The organism is Luteolibacter luteus, assembly GCF_012913485.1.
GTDB lineage: Bacteria > Verrucomicrobiota > Verrucomicrobiia > Verrucomicrobiales > Akkermansiaceae > Haloferula > Haloferula lutea.
In genome coordinates, this window is sequence record NZ_CP051774.1 from 4323599 (window position 1) to 4340089 (window position 16491).

The following is a 16491-nucleotide window of genomic DNA, read 5'->3' on the forward strand; positions in this document are numbered from 1 at the left end:
AGGTTTTTGGGTCGAGAGGCGGTGAGGGCGGGGTCTTACTTCATGCTTTCCAAAAGCTTCGCGGCTTCGTCGCCGATGCTTGTTCCCTTGGCACCGCGCTCGGCGGAGGTCAGGAGAGCCACGGCTTCTTCCCGGCGGTTCTTCCCGCTGAGAATCTGGGCTGCGCGCAATTCGGAAGCACTGGTAACGATGATGCCTCCCGTCGGGTAGAGGCAGCCCACGGTCAGGTAGGCTTGGAACGCCTCGTCAGGACGCTCGTATTGTTGAAGTAGCTTGGCACGGCAGAAGGATGCCACGGCGCTGATCTCAGCCGGGAGATCCTCTGACACAAGGTCGCCAAAGGCACCGATGCGGTCGGTGGATTTCACGCCCTTGCCCAGTGCCATCGCCTTGCCGAGGCGGATGGAAGGGTCGTTACCCTGTTGCGGGGTCGCGTCGGAGATTTCCTTGCCAAGAGTCTCCGCCTTGGCGGGCTCGTTGTACAACGAGTTCGCATAGAGCGCGGCGCGGGCCGCTTCCACCCAGTAGTTGCCGGGCACGCTGGCAGAGGCCTTCTGGCTCGCGAGGATGGGTTCAAGAAGGGCCAATGCCTCTTTCGGCTTCTCCTCCAGGACCAAAGCGATGGCCTGATTGATTGCTGCCGGTTTTTCGCCGGAAACATGGCTGGCCGAGTTCAGGGCGAAGGATTGGCCGGCGGCCACACCATCGGAATCCTTCTTCAGCACGAACTTGCCACCCTCGACAGCGAGGGCGTCCACGGTGATGCCGCGTCCGTTGGAGAAAACGATCTTCGGATTTTCGACTTTGGGGGCGTCCTGCGCTTGCAAGCTGCCACCGATGAAAGAAACGAGAGCGAAGGCCAAGGCGCCGGACCAGCCGGTCGAGGAAAGGTTTTTCATGGGCCGGGGTGTTTATCGGACGAGGGTTTTCGCCTTCTTGGCTTCTTCAGTGTTTTGCAGCTTCGGATTCTCCGCGAGTGCCTTCAGGCACTGCTGTTCCAGCTCGTTGTTGCCAAGATCCTTGGCGACTTCATAACTCCCCCACAAGGAGCGGGCGAAGAGGTCGGTCTCGCGCTGGTAGGCGCGCCAGACCCTCTCGTAGCGGGCGTAGGCGGCCTTCAGGGTCGCGATGCTTTCGCTTGGCGGCTGGTCCTTGGCGATCTTGCGCTCGGTATCGGCCCAGATGATGTAGGCCTTTGGAACGGCCGGGCCACCCTTGAAGGAGCGGTCCTTGATGATCTTGTCCGCCAGCTCCACGACTTCCTTGTTCTGGCCGAGGTCATACATTGCCTCCAGCTTGCCGAGGGTCGCTTCCTTGAAGCGCGAGGTGCCATTGTTGTTTTCCAAGGCATCCTTGAAGATGGCCAGGGCTTGGTCCGGCTGCTTGCGAAGCAGGGCGATCTGGCCCAAGCCCACCGGGCCGGCGTCCGAGAAGGGCGAGTCCTTGTAGCGCTCCGCGAGGCGTTTGAAGTTCTCTTCCGCGCGATCCAAATCGCCGGACTTCATGAGGATGTCCGCGCAGAGGGCCAAGAGCGTCGGGCTCAGGTCGGCGGCCTTCACGTCGGTGTTCATCGCGAGGTTACGCAGGTAGTCGTTGGCGGTCTGCGTTTCCTTCAGGATCATCATCATGCGGGCTCGCGCATAGTAGATCCGGGCATAGGTAGTTTGGTTCTCCTTGCCCTCCGCGGCCTTGTCCAGCATGTCCACGAGCTGCTGCTCAAGGGCCTTCACGTCGAGGTCCTTCGGACGGCGGCGTGGGGTCAGGCTCTTCACGATCTCATCAATGAGGAATTCCACCTGCTCCTTCGACGGGTCCGCGATGCTCTTCGAGAGCGTCTTGGAAAGGATCTCGGCACCTTCGGCTTCCTTGCCCTGACGGGCCATGGCCTTCGCGACCCAAGTCGCAGAGATCATCGCCATCTGGTGATTCGGGCGCTTGGAGAGGAACTCCTCGTGAAGCTTCGCCAGTCCGTCCCAGTCCTTGCGGCCCTGAAGGATGGTGGTGGCCGTTTCCAGGGCGTACTGGATCACGTCGTCCGGGCTGTCGCTCCAGACGGCCTTGATGTAGTTGGCCAGCGCGTTGTCCTCGTAAGTCTTGGCCGTCGCGGGGTCGTTCGATTTCATCTTCTTCCATGTGTCCGCCATCAGGCAGTACATGGAACCCGCGGCTGCATCGTCCGGCTTCTTTTCAAGGTAATCGCCCAGGCTCTTGATGATGTTCTGGGACTGGTCCTCCGTCTTGTCGTTGAAATCAACGAAGGCCAGACGGTAAAGCATGTCGCCCGCGTAGCGCCCGTCCGGATACTTGTTCAGGTAATCGCGGCACCAGAAGAGCGTCTTCTCGTAGTTGTTGGTGAGGAAGTAGGCCATCGCGATGCGATAGACGGCGTCCTCCACCATCCGGTTGTCCGGATAGGTCTTGATGAAGTTCTCGAAGTGGGCGGCGGAGCCTTGGAAGTCCCCGCTCTGGAAGAGCGCCACACCTTGGAAGAAAACGAAGCGGTCCAGCGAGGGAGAGTTCGGGAAGCGCTTTTCAAGGTCCTGATAGTACTTCAGCACCTGGTCCCACTTGCCCGTCTGCACCAGCACTTCGCCAGCGAGGGTAGCTACCTGTTCGACGTTCGGAGCGTCCGGATACTTCGTGAGGAACTCGTTTGCCAGCGTCTGGATCTTATCGGTGTCCTTCAGGCCGTTGTAGATCACGATTTCGGCATAGGCGGCCGATTGTGCATCCTTGGCGGTCGGATACTTCTCGCGCAGCGTGCGGAAGCAAAGGAGAGCTTCTTCGTTCCGGTCGAGGTAGTAGAAACAGCGCCCGCGGCGCATCAGCAGGGCGGCGTCGAGGTCAGTGAGCTTCTCGATCGCGGCGATGGCTTCCTCGGTGAGCTTGATGGAGGATTGGGTCTGGTTGAGGCGCTCGCCGACGTTTGAGCGCTGGCCGAGCGGCTTTTTCTCTTCCGCCTTGGCGAGGTTCTCCAGCTTTCCGAGTTCCTGCTTCTTTGCTGCCAGCGTAGCGGCCTGGATCTGCAGAATCTGCGCGCGCGGCGGGATCGAGCGATAAATGGCGAGGGCGGCCTCGTAGTTTTCGGCTCCCACAAGTTCATCGCCCTTCACGATCACTTGGTTCGAATACCAAGCGATGGCATCGCGGATGCCCGGCTGGTTGATGATCCGATCAAGGTAGGCGATGAGGTCGGCGAGCTGTCCGGTGTCGGCCAGCAGGCCGATCACTTCCACGGCGGCCTGGGTCTGCTCCGGAGTCTGGATGTCCGAGCCCATCAGGCTGCGGAAGACCTTCAGTGCTTCCTCGTGCTTGTTGGTGTCCGTGTAAAGCTGGCCGAGCAGGAGGCCTGCCTGGGTGCGGTACTTCGGGTCGAGGGCTGCCTTTCGCAGCGCTTCGGTAGCCCGGTTCTGCTTTTCCTCGCCGCCTTGCTTGATGGCCGCGGTGCCGACACCCAGATAGCAACGGGAGGTGTACTCGCCGTTCGGGAATTTAACGATGCAGTCTGTAAAGGCTTTCTCCGCCGCCTCGTAGTTCTCGGCCAGCAGGTGTGCCAGACCGAGATTGAAATGAAGCATTTCCGAAGAAGCTTCCTTCTTGTTGCCGAGGGCTTTCAGCAATTCGTCGATTTTGGCGGCGGCGGTCGCGTAATCTTTGCTAGCGAAGGCAGCTTCGGCGTCTTCGAACAGCTTGTTGAGGACAGCCGGGGCTACCGTCTGTCCCGCCGGGGCGGGTGCTGGCTCCTGGGCCATCACCCAAACGGGTGACGCCGATAGCAGGAAGGCGCTCAGCAAATGACGGGGGACGGTGAGTTTTTCCATTCGCATGGGGAAAGAAATTCTTTCGCTCCCTCCCCCCTTGTCAAGCGGGAGTTCGGGAGCATTTGAGGGATTCGAAGGGCCGTGGAACCGGCTTGGTACAAGGCTTTGCCGCCTTTCGATACACCCTGTAAAGACACCGTGGAGCGGTGTCCGGTGAAGTGCGTCATCAGCCTCAAGGGGTATGAGAAGGGGGTAAGCCTTCGAACCTTCGTGTCAAACGGGTTTATAGGAGCGGCTCCGATCCGGACTGGAATCGGGCCTGAGGATTTTGGGGTGGTTTTTTTCGCGGGTGGTCCCGACGCGGGTGAATTTTTGAGGCAGCCTGCCAACACGGAGATTGGCGGATGATCCTTTCTCCGTGGAAAGTTTTTTTTGAGGGGACACGGAAGGGGGGACTTGCCGGGAGGAGCTGAAATCGGGGCGGGCAGCCGGTTTCCGGGGCGATCGGGAGGCTTGGTCATCTCTGCTTCCTGCCGCTGCGTGGCGGAAAGGAAAGCCCGCCGTCGCGGCAATTGAAAGCTGACCGGCTGCTAGGCGCCCGGGGTGCCAGCGGCTTTGCGAGGGGGTGATCCACAACTGTCATGGAGTTCGGGAGGATGCTCTCGCTCGCGGGTTTGCCGAGGTGGCGTATCCCGATCGGCTAAGCTGGCACCATTTCGGGGTCGGCCTCCGAAAAATGAAGCTAGCGATAGGACGATGATGGCCGCTCTTGTGCGAGCGGCCATTACGCGATCATGTTTCCCTCGGTGCGACCGGCCTCGCCGCGCACCCGGATCCCACGAGCCGATCTGAGCGGCTCAGCGGGCCCCCGCCTTCTTCAGTTGCTCCACCGCCTCGTTGAGACGATTGCGGGTAGAGACCAAGCTCTCATTCAACTGCTTAATCTTGGTGTCTCGGTCCGCGATCGCTTCGTCACGGGCCTTCAGAGCCTCTTCCCACTCTTTCACCTTGGTCTGGGCGTCCACGATGTTGGCGTTGAGTGCCTCCACTTCCTTGGATTTCTCTTCCAGATCCTTGGTGTTCTCCTCGGATTCCTTGCGGATCGAATCGATCGAAATCTTCAAGCCATCGACGTCCGCCTGGAGCTTCTTCTTGTCGAATTCCAAGCTGGTCCGGGTGTTCTCCTCTTGGATCAGCTTGGTCTCCAGCTCGTGCAGCTTCTTGCTGAGGGCGGTGCCACCGACCCACTGGACGAGAATGAAGGCGACCAGAACGGCGCAGCCCACGGCATTGATGATCGGCAGCAGTCGGGCGGCGGTCACTGGGCGGGTGCTTTGGTTTCAAAGGCAGCCTTGTCGACCTTCGCAGCCTTCACGGCATCGAGGACGGCCATGGCCTGGCCCATGTTACAACTGGTATCGGCAGCGATCAGGACCTTGGTGTCCGGGGTTACCGGCAGGGAAATCAGTCGATCCGTGATCTCGGTGGGGGTCACGATTTTTGCGTCCCAAGTGATCACCCCGTGGCTATCGATCGCGAGATGGATCGGAGGAGCCTTCTGGGTTTGCTCGGAGGCGGCAGCCACCGGCAGCTTGATGTTGACCCGGTTGATCTGGGTCATGCTCAGGCTCACCATCATGAAGCTGGCGAGAAGGAAGAACATGATGTCGATCAGGGGCACGATCTCGATCCGTGCGTCCTCCTCATGGTCGTCGCCACCGCTACTCTGGAGTTTGATCGGCATGCCGGATCAGCGCTTGTTGAGATGGCGGTCGTTCGCGAAGACTTCCAGATCGTGACCGTGAGCTTTGGCCGATTGAGCCAGCAGTTCGGCATGGTTGATCCAGCGCTCAAAGGCGCCGCGCAGGGTGGACACCCGCTTGCGGAAATAATTGTAGGGAAGCAGGCAGCCGATCGCGATGGCCAAGCCGCAGGCGGTAGCGATGAGGGCTTCGGCGATGCCGCCGGTCACCTTTGTCACGCCGAGCTGTTCATCGCCAAGGGATGCAAAGGAGCCCATCAGGCCGACCACGGTGCCAAGCAGGCCGAGCAGGGGGGCGAGGGTGATGATGGTGCCAAGCACCCACATCCGGGCTTCGGATTTTTCGATCCAGTGGGTGGCATGAATGTGCATCGCCGCCAGCATGGATGTGTGCGCGTGGGACATGCCTTCGTTGAGATTCACAAGGAAGGGATCCTTGTTCTGCTCCCCGAGCTGCCAGGCTGCGTTGAAATTGCCAGTCCCCAGAGCCTCACGGGCTTGTTCCTGGGCATCGGGGCGTAGGGACTTTTTCCAAGCGACCCACCAGATGGTGCGCTCCAAGAGGACACAAACGGCAAGGAAGAAGGTGGCGGCCACGGGCCACATGATCCAGCCCCCTTCATGGAAATACTTTACGACAACGTTGGCGAGGACCATGGATCAGGAATTCAAACGGAATAAGACAGACTTGGTCGCGGTGGCGCGTGTGCCCGGGGGGTATTTCGCCCGGCGGGCGCATCGGATGACTTCTGCGTCGAGCGAAGCATTTCCAGAAGAACCGCGGATCGACGCATCCACCACGTTGCCGCGTTCATCGACAGTCAGGAAAACCACCACACGTCCTTCGATGCCCGCCCTCCGTGCTTCGGCAGGGTAGTTCGGCTTGGGAAAGCGACCGCCGGCAAAACGCGCGGAGCCCATCGGGCTGGATCCGCCGCCTGCCACATTGCCAGCACCGGAACCGGTTCCAGCACCGCTTTGACCGCTGGAGGAAGCCTTGCGCGCACCCGGAGTACTTTCCTTGGCTTTGCCACTGGTATTTCGAGCGACAACCTTCGGCTTGGGGGCCGACTCCGGTGCTTTCACTGCCGGCTTCTGTGGGGTCGGTTGAGGAAAATCAGGAATCTCGGGCAGCGGCTCCATTTCCGCCACGTCGGGGATTTCCGGGAGTGCTTCGTCCGGAACCTCGGGAAGCTCGGCCTCGGCCACCTGTTCTTCAGGCACGCTTTCTTGGTCGGTGACTTCTTCGGTCGGATCCGAAGCGGGAGCCGAGCCTTGCGACATATCACTCAGATCCACCTCGGTGCCAATATCGGCATCAATGAGCTGCCCCATGGAGATCAATTCCGGGAGGCGCTCGGAGAGGTGGATCGTGCAGGCCACCGTGCTCGCGCCTGCCACCGTCAGCCATGTGGCGAAGGTGCCAATGTTGAGTGCGTAGATGAAGGGGCTCACGGCGATCGAGGTGTTATTGAGAATGAATCTCAGCTGCGGGAAGTGAAGAACTGTGGGCAGGCAGTGTCAAAAGCATTTTTGAGCCAGATCCGCCCGGAAGCAGAAAGACCCGGATCCTGGCATTGCCGGACGGAGGGAGACAGGCAGGATGTCATCAATGAGAATGCTCCTGATGTCTGGCGCGCTGCTTTTTGCGGGAATGTCTGGTGGTTGCTTGGTGCGCGAGACCGTGACCGCTGAGGACGGAGAGGTGATCTCGGACCGGTACAAGGTGGAGGATCCACTGCACAAGCAGGGGAATACGGGAAGCTGAGTCGGCGGAACAGCGCGTGTACCGGAGGGGCTAGGGGCGTGTCACCTCGAGGCGGATGAACTGCCGCGGATTGCTGCTGATCGGCTCCGCGCTACGGACTTTGACGGTCTCCGTGCCATCCCCGTTATTGACCGGATAGCCGGGGAGTTCGACCGCGGGTGCCCAGATTCCGGAGGCTAGATCGAAGTTGGTGCGGTGCACCAAGGAGATTCCGCCCAGTACCGGACGAGGCCTTTTGTACGTGAGCGTGAGGTAGCTCTGTCCCTCGATGATTTCGGTCTTCGCTGTCGGAAGGAGGGAGGAATCTCCAGTGGCCGGACTTCCCCCAAGTGCTGCTTCCATTAGCACGCTCAGCCCGTCCGCATCTCCGTCGGCAGCATCGTCAGCGTCGGCTTCTTGGGCGGCGGCGATGCTGCCGAAGCTTGAGGCTTTCCACTGGTTGAGCGGAGAATCCAGCACCTGCGCTTGAGCGCTGCTGTTGCTGCCCAAAATGTAGCCGGTCGATTCCGCCATCGTGATCTGCGCCGTCAGCGGGCCGGTGACCAAGCTGCGATCCAAGGGATTGACTAAAAGGGTTGCGGAGCTCTGACCGGCGGGAATCGCGAAGCCAGTCTGCGCAGGGCTGAGCGAAAAATCCGCCCCCGGGATGCCGTAGCCGGCACCACTGGTCGTGATCAGCCCCACTTGGACGGCGCTATCGGTCGCGCCGCTGCGGGTGATGGTGAAGGCCGCCGTGTTCGTGGTGCCTTTCTGCGCGACGCCATCGGCCACGGTGATATTCACCTCGCCCGCTTGGGCGGCGAGAAGGGCGATTTCATCCGCCGCCAGCGCGCGGGCGTAGATGCGCACGTCGTCGAGGTCCCCATGGAAATGATCGCCCTCGGGAGCGTTGGTCGTCTTGGTGCCGATGTTCAGCGCGTTGTTAGAGGTGCCGATTTCACCGCCGGCTTCCTGGCTGAGTACCTCGCTGCCATTCACGTAGAGGCGCATCATGGTCCCCTCATAAGTTGCGGCGATGTGGAACCATTGGTTTGTCTCCGGCAAAGTGGCTTCAAGGCGTCCGACATTGGCAAGATGCCAGACCAGCTTCCCTCCCTCCGCGAGGAGCCGGTACTGATTATCGGTATTGCCTTTCTGAACGATGCGCCGGTTGCCGTCCCAATCGAGTGCCTTTGCCCAAGCGCTGATGGTGATCGCGTCGGTGAGATTGAGAGAAGCATGGTTTCCCACGACGACGCCTTGGCCGGATTCGCCGGTGAAGCGTAGAGCTCCGCCGAAGTGTCCTTCGGAATTCCAGAGGGGTGGCGGTGCATTGAGATTGCCGGTGCGCCCCGATCCGGTGGCGTCGGCGGCCGAGGTGCCCGTGGTCTCGTCGAATTTCCACCATCCGACGAGATCCTGTGCGACTCCGCTGCCAGTGATCGCGAAGGTGAAGCTACCTTCGTCCGGGTCATTCGAGCTGATCGTCACGGTCGCGTTTTTGGTACCCGTCCCTTGCGGGCTGAAACGAATCTGGAAATTGAAATTGCCGGGGCCTGGGAGGCTGGCCGCGGGCTGACCCAGGACCGCGAAGGAAGTCGAATGGGGGCCGGTGATGGCGATGCGCGGGGCGCCGTTCAGAAGGAGCGGGGAGTTGCCGATGTTTTCGATCGTGAACGTGCGGGTGGCAGTGGCAGGTGGCATGACGACGCGGAAGTCGGTGCCGTCTTCGTAGGTGGGGGTAGTGTCGCCTTTCAGGATGATGCGGCCGTTTCCAAGCAGGCGAATTTCCGGGGAGGGCGGACCGATGTCCGTGACCGCGGAGGCCACATTGGACGGCGTGGAATAGACGTACTTCCCGAACGAGCGGATCCTATAGTAGTTCGTCGAGAAGGGCTCGGCGCTGGTGTCGCTAAAGCTGGTCACGTTTGCCTCGGCGATGGCGTGGATCTCGAAATTCAGTCCATCGATCGAACGCTCCACCGCAAAGCCCGCTTCATTGTCGGAGTGATCCTGCCAAGTGAGGTCGACCTGTGAATGGGACACGGCAACTGCGACCAAGGTATCCGGGCCTTCGACTGCTTCCGCTTCGAGCGATTGGATCCATTGCCGCAGGACGTCGACACCTGCGTGATCGACCATGTTCCTCGCAATCGGGGGCATCTGGTGTTCTCCGGTGATGCTGACACGGTGATAGAGGATGGATTTCTCCAAGTCTTGCGGTACTACCACGCGCGCATCCGGAATGCCGAGGTCATCGCCCACGGTGCCGTAGTAAATATTCTGATCCACGAAGGGCGTCTCGTAGCGGCCGTCCCAGAAGGCATGCACGCCACCAGGGCGGTGGCAGTAAGAGCAGTTCGCATCCAGATAGGAGCGCGCTCGATCTTCCAGCGAGGCGGAGACGTTGGTGTGATGGGCCAGTTTCTCCAGGGCGGGGATGTTCGCTTCCGCGGGACCATTATCGAAAAGGCCGACATGATTCCAAGCGCGGAGCTGGTTGTCGGTCACGCCGCTGGATGGAAAGAGGAGGTCCCTGTTGAGTTGACGCGTGCTCAGGCCGAGCACCCCGCCTGCTTGCGTGTTGTGGCAGGTGACGCAGTTCTGGCGGCTCGGGTAGAACCAGGGTTGGCGGCGTGTCTCGATCTGGAACTTTGCGGTAGTGCGCGGGGATGCGGTGTGTGCCGTGACCGCCATGCCGAAGTGGATTTCCGCGGGCAGCACCATCGTGGTCCGGGCGTACTCGGTCCACGTGAAGCCATCCGAGCCGGAGTAGGCGATGAAGGTGTCTCCCTCCCGCTTCATCCGCAGCCAAGTCTCCGGGTAGTTTACGCGCGGCTGTGGCTGCGGTGGATAGAGAGCAGTCGCGTTGCCGCCAGTGCTGGCACGGTATTGGAATTCGTAGCCGCCGTCGTTGTTGTTGCGCGCCGCATTGCTGGGGAAGACGAGCGCCATGATGTGCCGTGCGTTTGCTGCCAGGGATTCCCGGACCATGAGGCCGGTCTTCGTGTAAAGGTCCGCCTGAACGACCGACTCCACGCGCACAGAGATGTCGAAGTCGCCATTGCGCAATTGATGGGCGAAGTGGAATTGGTCGGTGTTGCCCCAGATATCGGTACCACCTGCGGTAATGGTGACCATGTTGCCATCGCGAGCGGTTGATCCGCTGAGGGCGGGGCTGCCGATGTCCTCGCCGGTGAAGGTCCCGAGCGAAGCGGTCGTGATCGGGATGTTCTCCGTAAGGGAACCATCCAGAAGATCGGCGTCGCTTTGATCCGGGCGCCATTTGTAGGTGGCTCCATAGACCGAACCGTCCTGCTTCTTCACGATGAAGCGCGTTTCGAGGCGGCGTTTCGCATTCGGATCCACGTCATTCACCGGCAAGTCGAAGTGCTTCACGAAAACGCTGCCCTCGGGAAAGGTCCAATCGCCCGTTGCCTGGAAGCCCACATTGCTGCCGTTCGGAACTGCAGCGAAACGCTTCTTTACCGCGTTGTCGGACCAGAAGGGCGCATTGATATCATAGGGAAGCAGGCGATCGCTCGGCGTGAGGGTGGCGAGGTTACTGAAAAATCCCGTAGCGCTGAGAGTCGGGGGCAAGGGCGTGCCCGGTGCCGCTCCGCCGCGCTGCAGCTTATAGATACGCCCTTCCGTACTGCTCAGGCGGCAGATGTAGAGTTCACCGCTGGCATCCAGCCCGAAGGAGCCGAGGCCCCGGTAGTCGTTTCCGGAATTCGGGCCAGGCCCATCGGGTAATGTGGCGAGCAATTTCTTGGTGGCTGGCACCGTGGATTCATCCAAGTACCAGATCCGGCCGCTCATGTTGTCCCCGAAGATGTATTTGCCGATCAATTCCGGAAATTGCGTGCCGCGATAGACATAGCCGCCGACCACGCAACTGCCGTCATCGGTGCCGTGCGGGTAGTCGATGATCGGACTCTTGCTTGTGCCGACATACGGCGGCGTGAGATTCCCTCCGAGGCCTTCAATCCGGCTCCACTGGAAATTCAGGCCGGCGGGATCATTCGGCTCGATCACACTGATCTCCTCGCGCGAGGACGCGCCGACATCGCCGATGAAGATGCGGTTCGTCACCGGATCGATGCTCATGCGGTGCGGGCTCCGCAGGCCGGTCGCGTAGATTTCTTCGAGGGCGTTTGCCTGGCCCACGAAGGGATTGTCATTCGGGATGAAATAGCGCGGCCAATTCGGGGAGACTTCGTTTTGCGGTCGCAGCGTAGGCGCATGGCTGATCGTTCCGCCGCGCTGATCGACATCGACGCGGATCACGCAGGAGAATAGCGAGCGATCGACGCGCTGGGAGTTATCGGTATTGGTGTCATCCCCGTTGGTGATGTAGAGGAAGCCGTTCTGCGGGTGGAAGAACATCCCGCCGCCGTTGTGCCAGACGGAAGTATCCTTCTGGTCGATGACCACATGCTCGTTCGCCTTGGCTGCTTGGAAATTGCTGTCGAGCGTGAAGCGGGAAAGCCGGTTGCGTGTGGGGGTGCCAGTTGGCGGGCGATTGTCGGCGTCTCCCAGCACCGGACCATTGTCGCCGGTGCCGCCCGTGACACCTCCGCGCCAATTGTACCAAAGAAAGATCTGCCGGTTGTTTGCGAAGTCCGGGTGCACCGCCACGCCGAGCATACCGGAGTCATCCCAGCCTTGGGTGTTTGGAGACATGTCGACGACCAGGGTCTTGGTGCTTGTTGCCGGGGTATTGTCAAAGACCCAGATCTTCCCCTCGCGTTCCCAGACGATGAGCTTGTTGGTTCCGGGGATGGCGGTCAGGCCGACGGGGTTAAGGAAGGTGAGATTCGGGAACGCGAGCACCGTGGACCAGTCCGATGCGACCACGGGCTCCTGCGGAGGGAAGGTCCCGTCATAGTAGGCATCCACGTCCGGCCTGGCGGACAAGCCGTAGGCTTGGGCATGGGCGTTCGAAGCGAGTCCCGAAATCAGAAACAAGGCCGGTGCGGCCATCCGAAGAAACCGGGTGGATCTCATGCGCAGGGTGTTTTTTGGCCGGGGAGCCGGTGGGGTTTTTGAGAAGCTGAAACACCTCCCGCCGGCACCGTTCACGGCTCCGTGCGGGGTGGAGCGATTTCTCCACGGGTGACAAACGTGGAATAAGCGTCCGGGGTTTAGTATGAGCGCCTCACGAAAGGTGACAATTTCGTTTCAGAGTCGCGCTCCCGGTTTCTGGAGGCTCCGTCGCGTCGCTTCCCGCCCGAATCAATGGGGTGAAGAAAAGATCCCTCGCAGCCGGGGATCCTCCACCGGAAGCCTTCCTCACGAGGTCGCGCTCGTCCTGACGGGGCTATCAGGACGATCTGGACTTTCGTGGTCCTCGTCTCCTACCCGATCCCCTTCAAAGGCGTCGTCGCGTCTCCAAGTTCCTTCGCCTTCACTCCGGCCTTGTCCAGCATGCCCAGCCACAGAGAACAGAGCGGCGTGCCTTCCTCATAGACCTCGTGCGTTCCGGTTTTCAGCCCGGCCTTGGAGCCACCGGCGATGACGACCGGGACATTCTTTGGATCGTGCGAATTGCCATCCCGGATCGGCGAGCCGAAAGTCACCATGGAGTGTTCGAGCAAGGTGCCATCGCCCTCCTTGATCTCCTTCATCCGGTCGAGCATGTAGCCATACTGCTGCACGTGCCAGTGGTTGATCTTCTCATACTGGTCGAGCTTGCTGCCGTCGTTGCTGTGATGGGAAAGATCATGGTGTCCTCCGTTCACACCTTCGAGGAAGGAGAAATTCCGGCCGGTCACGTCGTTGCCGAACATGAAGGACGAGACACGGGTCGAGTCCGACCAGAAGGCGAGCACCATCAGGTCCATCATGATCTGGCAGTGCTCGGAATGATCGAAACGAGGACGCGAGTTCAGTTCTTCCTCGCGGCTAGCCTTGCCCATCGCCTTGGAGATCCGCTTGTCCAGCACGTCGAGCTGCTTGAGAAGCTCGGGCGGCAAGTTCTCTCCGGCACCGAGCATGGCGGCCTCCGCCTCGATGCGGCGTTCCACCTCGCGGATCGATTCCAGATACTGCTCCAGCTTGTGCTTGTCGGCTTGGCCTAGCTTTGATTGCAGGCGCTTGGCATCGGTGCTCACCAGATCCAGCACCGACTTGTCATCGGCTGCCTGCTTCTCCCCGTCCTTCGAGCGGCTGCGGAAAAGGCGGTCGAAGGCCACACGAGGATTGATCTCGCAGGGCAGGGGCACGGTCGATGTCTTCCAGGAAATGTGGGACGCGTAGAGGCGCGTGTAGTTCACATTGGTATCGATGCCGGTGGCCACCGGTTCGGTACCCAGTTCGAGCGAGGGGAGCTTGGTATCCCGCCCGATCTGCTGGGCTGCGATCTGGTCCATGGAAACGCCGCCTGCCGCGATGTCGGAGCCCGTGGTCTTCGTGATCGTGGTGCCGGTTAGCCATCCGCCGGTCTTCACGTAGTGTCCGTCGCCGGTGAAGGATGCCTTGTTCTGCAGCCCGGTGAGGATAAGCAGGTCTTCGCGATGTTTCTCAAGCGGGGAGAGGATCGGCGAGAGCTTGAAACCCTTGCCCTTGCCATCCGGTGTCCAACGGTCGGCACGCACGCCATTCGGCATGTAGAGCAGCGCGATGCGGATCGGGATCGAGCCCGGTGAGCCTGCCGCCATCAATGGCCGCATCGCATCAAGGAAAGGCAAGGCAAGCGTGGCACCGGTTCCACGGAGGAAGGCGCGGCGCGGCATGAGCCACTTCTGGGATTGGATGTTAGCCATGGTTTCAGCGGGTAGAGGGTTGAGGGAAGACGGGACGGATGAGGGGAAGATCAATCAAATCTCACTGCTTCTCCGGTTTTGGGACGCGGTGAACCTTGTCTTCAATAATCCGGTAGGGGCCTGGTTCAGATACCAGTCGAGCGGCGGCCCCCGTTCCTTGGAAGGTCCAGCGGCGGTCGGTATTCGATGCAAGACGAACCGCAATGCGATCCTCGCGAGTCCAGTCCACGTAGCCAATGCAGGTCTTATAAAAATCGATCGGCTTGAGACCAGTATAGGCAATGTGAACTTTCAGGTCGGATGCCGTGGTAACCTTCCCTGGAACGGCCCCCTTGATCCAAAGATCACGGTGCATGGCAAGCGGTCCTCCGGCGCGGTGCGAAATGGTCAGGGACTGGTCCGGGTGAACAAATACCTTCGTCGAAGAGCATGATGCCAGCAGCGGCAGGGCAGCGAGGGAAAGGAACTGGATCTTTGAAGGCATTTTAACGATTGGCACTGCGGTTCTGGAAAGGGTGGCTCTCGACGATGGAAAGGATGAGCGTCTGCATCTTCAGGTCATCCTTGCGAAGCTTTGCGACGAGATCGGCGACCACCGCCTCATCGTAATATTCCAGCGGGCGACCCAAGGAGTAGGCGAGCATTTTCCGGGCGAGGTTCCGCAGGAAAAGTTCATCCGAGCCCAGCAGGATTTTCTTCAGTTCGGCAGGCGTGGAGAAGCTGATGTCGCCGGGGAGCGTGGCTTTCGAATCGATCGGCTTGCCATTCGCATCCGTGGTCCGCCAGCGGCCGATGGCATCGAAATTCTCCAGGCCGAAGCCCAAGGGGTCGATCTTCGAGTGACAACCGGCGCAAGAAGCCTTCGTGCGGTGGACCTCCAGCATTTCCCGGAAAGAAAGGCCCTCGGTCGATTTGTCATCACCGGGCAGCACGCCTGCATCGGGCGGGGGAGGTGGTGGCGGGGTGCCGAGAAGGGTATCCAGGATCCACTTGCCGCGCTTTACCGGGCTCGTGCGCAGCGGCATCGAGGTGGCGGTGAGAATGGATGCCTGGCCGATCACTCCACCGCGATTTGGATCGTTGAGCGTCACCCGCTGCATCTCGCTGCCGCTGATCCCTTCGATCCCGTAGTGCTTTGCCAGTTCCGCGTTCGCGAAAGTGTAGTTCGCATTCAGCAGTTCGAGGGCGGGCCGGTTCTCCCGGATGAGGTTATTAAAGAACTCCACCGACTCCCGGTACATCGCGACCCGGAGGCTCTGCGTGAAAGTGGGGAAGCGCTGTTGGTCCGGCTCGGCATTTTCGCGCAGATCCTCGAAGCCGAGCCACTGTCCCGCGAAGTGACGGGAAAGGCTCTCGGCGCGCTTGTCGGTGAGCATGCGCATCGTTTCCGCACGCAGGGTGGCCGGATCGGAAAGCTTGCCCTCATCCGCCAGCTTCAGTAGCCGCCGGTCCGGCATGGATGCCCAGAGGAAATAGGAAAGCCTTGTCGCGAGTTCGAAGTCGCCCACCCGCCATTCGCCCTTGCCCGCTTGATCCTCTTCCACGCGGAACAGGAAAGAAGGATGCACGAGAAGTGCCTGCAGAGGCGTCCGAAGCGCGGCTTCGTAGCTTTCTCCAGCGGCGAGTCGCTTCGCGAACATCTCCAGGAGAGGAGCCAGATCCTCGTCGCTTACCCGCCGGCGGAATGCCAGCGAAGCATGCGAGAGCAGAGTGGTGCGCGCTGCTTTCTCCGGCGGCGTCCTGTCACCGGGCTTTGCGGTCATCACTCGCTCCAGCTTCTTCGGGTCATCGTAGAGCGTGGCGATGACCTTCTTCGACGCGGTGAGATACTTCTCCATCAGCGATGGCTGGACGAAGAGGGCATCGCCTACGTTGTCGAAGCCCTCTCCGCCCGCCCCGTCAGAGGGGAAATCGCTACCTGCCTGGAAATCGATGCCGAAGAGATCGCGGACGGTGTTGTTGTATTCGTTGCGATTGAGGCGGCGCACGGTGGTCCGGCCCGGGTTGCGCGGGAAGTCGCCGGTCTCCAGCTTCTTCAAGACGCCGCGGATCTCTTCCACCAGCAGCTTGCGCTCTTCATCCGTCGGGAGGACATCCTCATCGTCCGGCGGCATGTCGCCATCCGCCACCTGCTTGGCGATGTTTTCCAGAAAGCGGTGCTGTCTGAGCGCCGCATCGGTGGAGTCCAGATGGTGAACCTCGATCCCCCCCTTCTGCTTCTTCTCGCCGTGGCAGTCGTAGCAATATTTCGCGAGCAGGGGCGTCGCCTTTTCCGAAAACTCGTCCGCAGCGACCATCAAGGTGCTGGCAATGAAAAGCGGAATGGCAGGGCGGAACGACACGATTCAGAACCGAAACGGCCTCCAGATGATCAGGCTTTCAAGGTTTTTGGCCGGCCAGAGAGGGCGAATGGGTTTGACAGCAGGGAGACCGCCCCATACGCGGATTTCTGGA

11 protein-coding genes are annotated in these 16491 nt (G+C 60.7%); 1 reads left to right on the forward strand and 10 read right to left on the reverse strand.

What is annotated here, in order from left to right; translation table 11 throughout:
- Window positions 1-35: 35 nt before the first annotated feature.
- The 6 genes from HHL09_RS17840 to HHL09_RS17865 form a co-directional block, all read right to left on the reverse strand.
- Window positions 36-899, reverse strand: a complete 864-nt coding sequence (locus HHL09_RS17840) for a hypothetical protein (RefSeq protein WP_169455989.1) — start codon at window positions 897-899, stop codon at window positions 36-38.
- 12 nt (window positions 900-911) lie between these two features.
- Window positions 912-3821 carry a tetratricopeptide repeat protein gene (locus HHL09_RS17845; protein ID WP_169455990.1) on the reverse strand — a complete coding sequence of 970 codons (2910 nt, stop codon included), beginning with the start codon at window positions 3819-3821 and terminating at the stop codon, window positions 912-914.
- Between the two features lie 797 nt (window positions 3822-4618).
- Window positions 4619-5083 (reverse strand): hypothetical protein, encoded by a 465-nt coding sequence (locus tag HHL09_RS17850; protein WP_169455991.1) that lies wholly within the window; start codon window positions 5081-5083, stop codon window positions 4619-4621.
- The gene (locus HHL09_RS17855; RefSeq protein ID WP_169455992.1) at window positions 5080-5505 is read right to left on the reverse strand and encodes an ExbD/TolR family protein; all 426 of its coding nucleotides are present in this window, start codon (window positions 5503-5505) and stop codon (window positions 5080-5082) included. The genes HHL09_RS17850 and HHL09_RS17855 overlap by 4 nt, the downstream gene beginning before the upstream one ends.
- Before the next feature lie 6 nt (window positions 5506-5511).
- A complete protein-coding gene (locus tag HHL09_RS17860) occupies window positions 5512-6180 on the reverse strand; it encodes a MotA/TolQ/ExbB proton channel family protein (protein ID WP_169455993.1) in 669 nt (222 codons plus the stop codon).
- 3 nt (window positions 6181-6183) lie between these two features.
- On the reverse strand, window positions 6184-6978 hold the full coding sequence (locus tag HHL09_RS17865; RefSeq protein WP_169455994.1) for an energy transducer TonB: 795 nt from the start codon (window positions 6976-6978) through the stop codon (window positions 6184-6186).
- A 163-nt stretch (window positions 6979-7141) separates the two neighbouring features.
- Between HHL09_RS17865 and HHL09_RS17870 the strand changes: the two genes are divergently transcribed.
- The gene (locus HHL09_RS17870) at window positions 7142-7291 is read left to right on the forward strand and encodes a hypothetical protein (protein WP_169455995.1); all 150 of its coding nucleotides are present in this window, start codon (window positions 7142-7144) and stop codon (window positions 7289-7291) included.
- A 30-nt stretch (window positions 7292-7321) separates the two neighbouring features.
- Here HHL09_RS17870 and HHL09_RS17875 read toward each other — a convergent pair whose 3' ends face one another.
- From HHL09_RS17875 to HHL09_RS17890, 4 genes are all read right to left on the reverse strand, one after another.
- Window positions 7322-12280: a PQQ-dependent sugar dehydrogenase gene (locus HHL09_RS17875; protein ID WP_169455996.1), complete on the reverse strand. Its 4959-nt coding sequence runs from the start codon at window positions 12278-12280 to the stop codon at window positions 7322-7324.
- A gap of 350 nt (window positions 12281-12630) precedes the next feature.
- Window positions 12631-14037 (reverse strand): DUF1552 domain-containing protein, encoded by a 1407-nt coding sequence (locus HHL09_RS17880; RefSeq protein WP_205760878.1) that lies wholly within the window; start codon window positions 14035-14037, stop codon window positions 12631-12633.
- A 61-nt stretch (window positions 14038-14098) separates the two neighbouring features.
- Window positions 14099-14521, reverse strand: a complete 423-nt coding sequence (locus HHL09_RS17885) for a hypothetical protein (RefSeq protein WP_169455997.1) — start codon at window positions 14519-14521, stop codon at window positions 14099-14101.
- 1 nt (window position 14522) lies between these two features.
- Window positions 14523-16379 carry a DUF1592 domain-containing protein gene (locus tag HHL09_RS17890; protein WP_169455998.1) on the reverse strand — a complete coding sequence of 619 codons (1857 nt, stop codon included), beginning with the start codon at window positions 16377-16379 and terminating at the stop codon, window positions 14523-14525.
- Window positions 16380-16491 lie beyond the last annotated feature (112 nt).

What these genes read in the sequence shown, in the direction of transcription:
- HHL09_RS17840 (WP_169455989.1), bottom strand. Translation starts at nt 899, where the DNA reads ATGAAAAACCTTTCCTCGACCGGCTGGTCCGGCGCCTTGGCCTTCGCT.
- HHL09_RS17845 (WP_169455990.1), bottom strand. Translation starts at nt 3,821, where the DNA reads ATGGAAAAACTCACCGTCCCCCGTCATTTGCTGAGCGCCTTCCTGCTA.
- HHL09_RS17855 (WP_169455992.1), bottom strand. Translation starts at nt 5,505, where the DNA reads ATGCCGATCAAACTCCAGAGTAGCGGTGGCGACGACCATGAGGAGGAC.
- HHL09_RS17860 (WP_169455993.1), bottom strand. Translation starts at nt 6,180, where the DNA reads ATGGTCCTCGCCAACGTTGTCGTAAAGTATTTCCATGAAGGGGGCTGG.
- HHL09_RS17870 (WP_169455995.1), top strand. Translation starts at nt 7,142, where the DNA reads ATGCTCCTGATGTCTGGCGCGCTGCTTTTTGCGGGAATGTCTGGTGGT.
- HHL09_RS17875 (WP_169455996.1), bottom strand. Translation starts at nt 12,280, where the DNA reads ATGAGATCCACCCGGTTTCTTCGGATGGCCGCACCGGCCTTGTTTCTG.
- HHL09_RS17880 (WP_205760878.1), bottom strand. Translation starts at nt 14,037, where the DNA reads ATGGCTAACATCCAATCCCAGAAGTGGCTCATGCCGCGCCGCGCCTTC.
- HHL09_RS17885 (WP_169455997.1), bottom strand. Translation starts at nt 14,521, where the DNA reads ATGCCTTCAAAGATCCAGTTCCTTTCCCTCGCTGCCCTGCCGCTGCTG.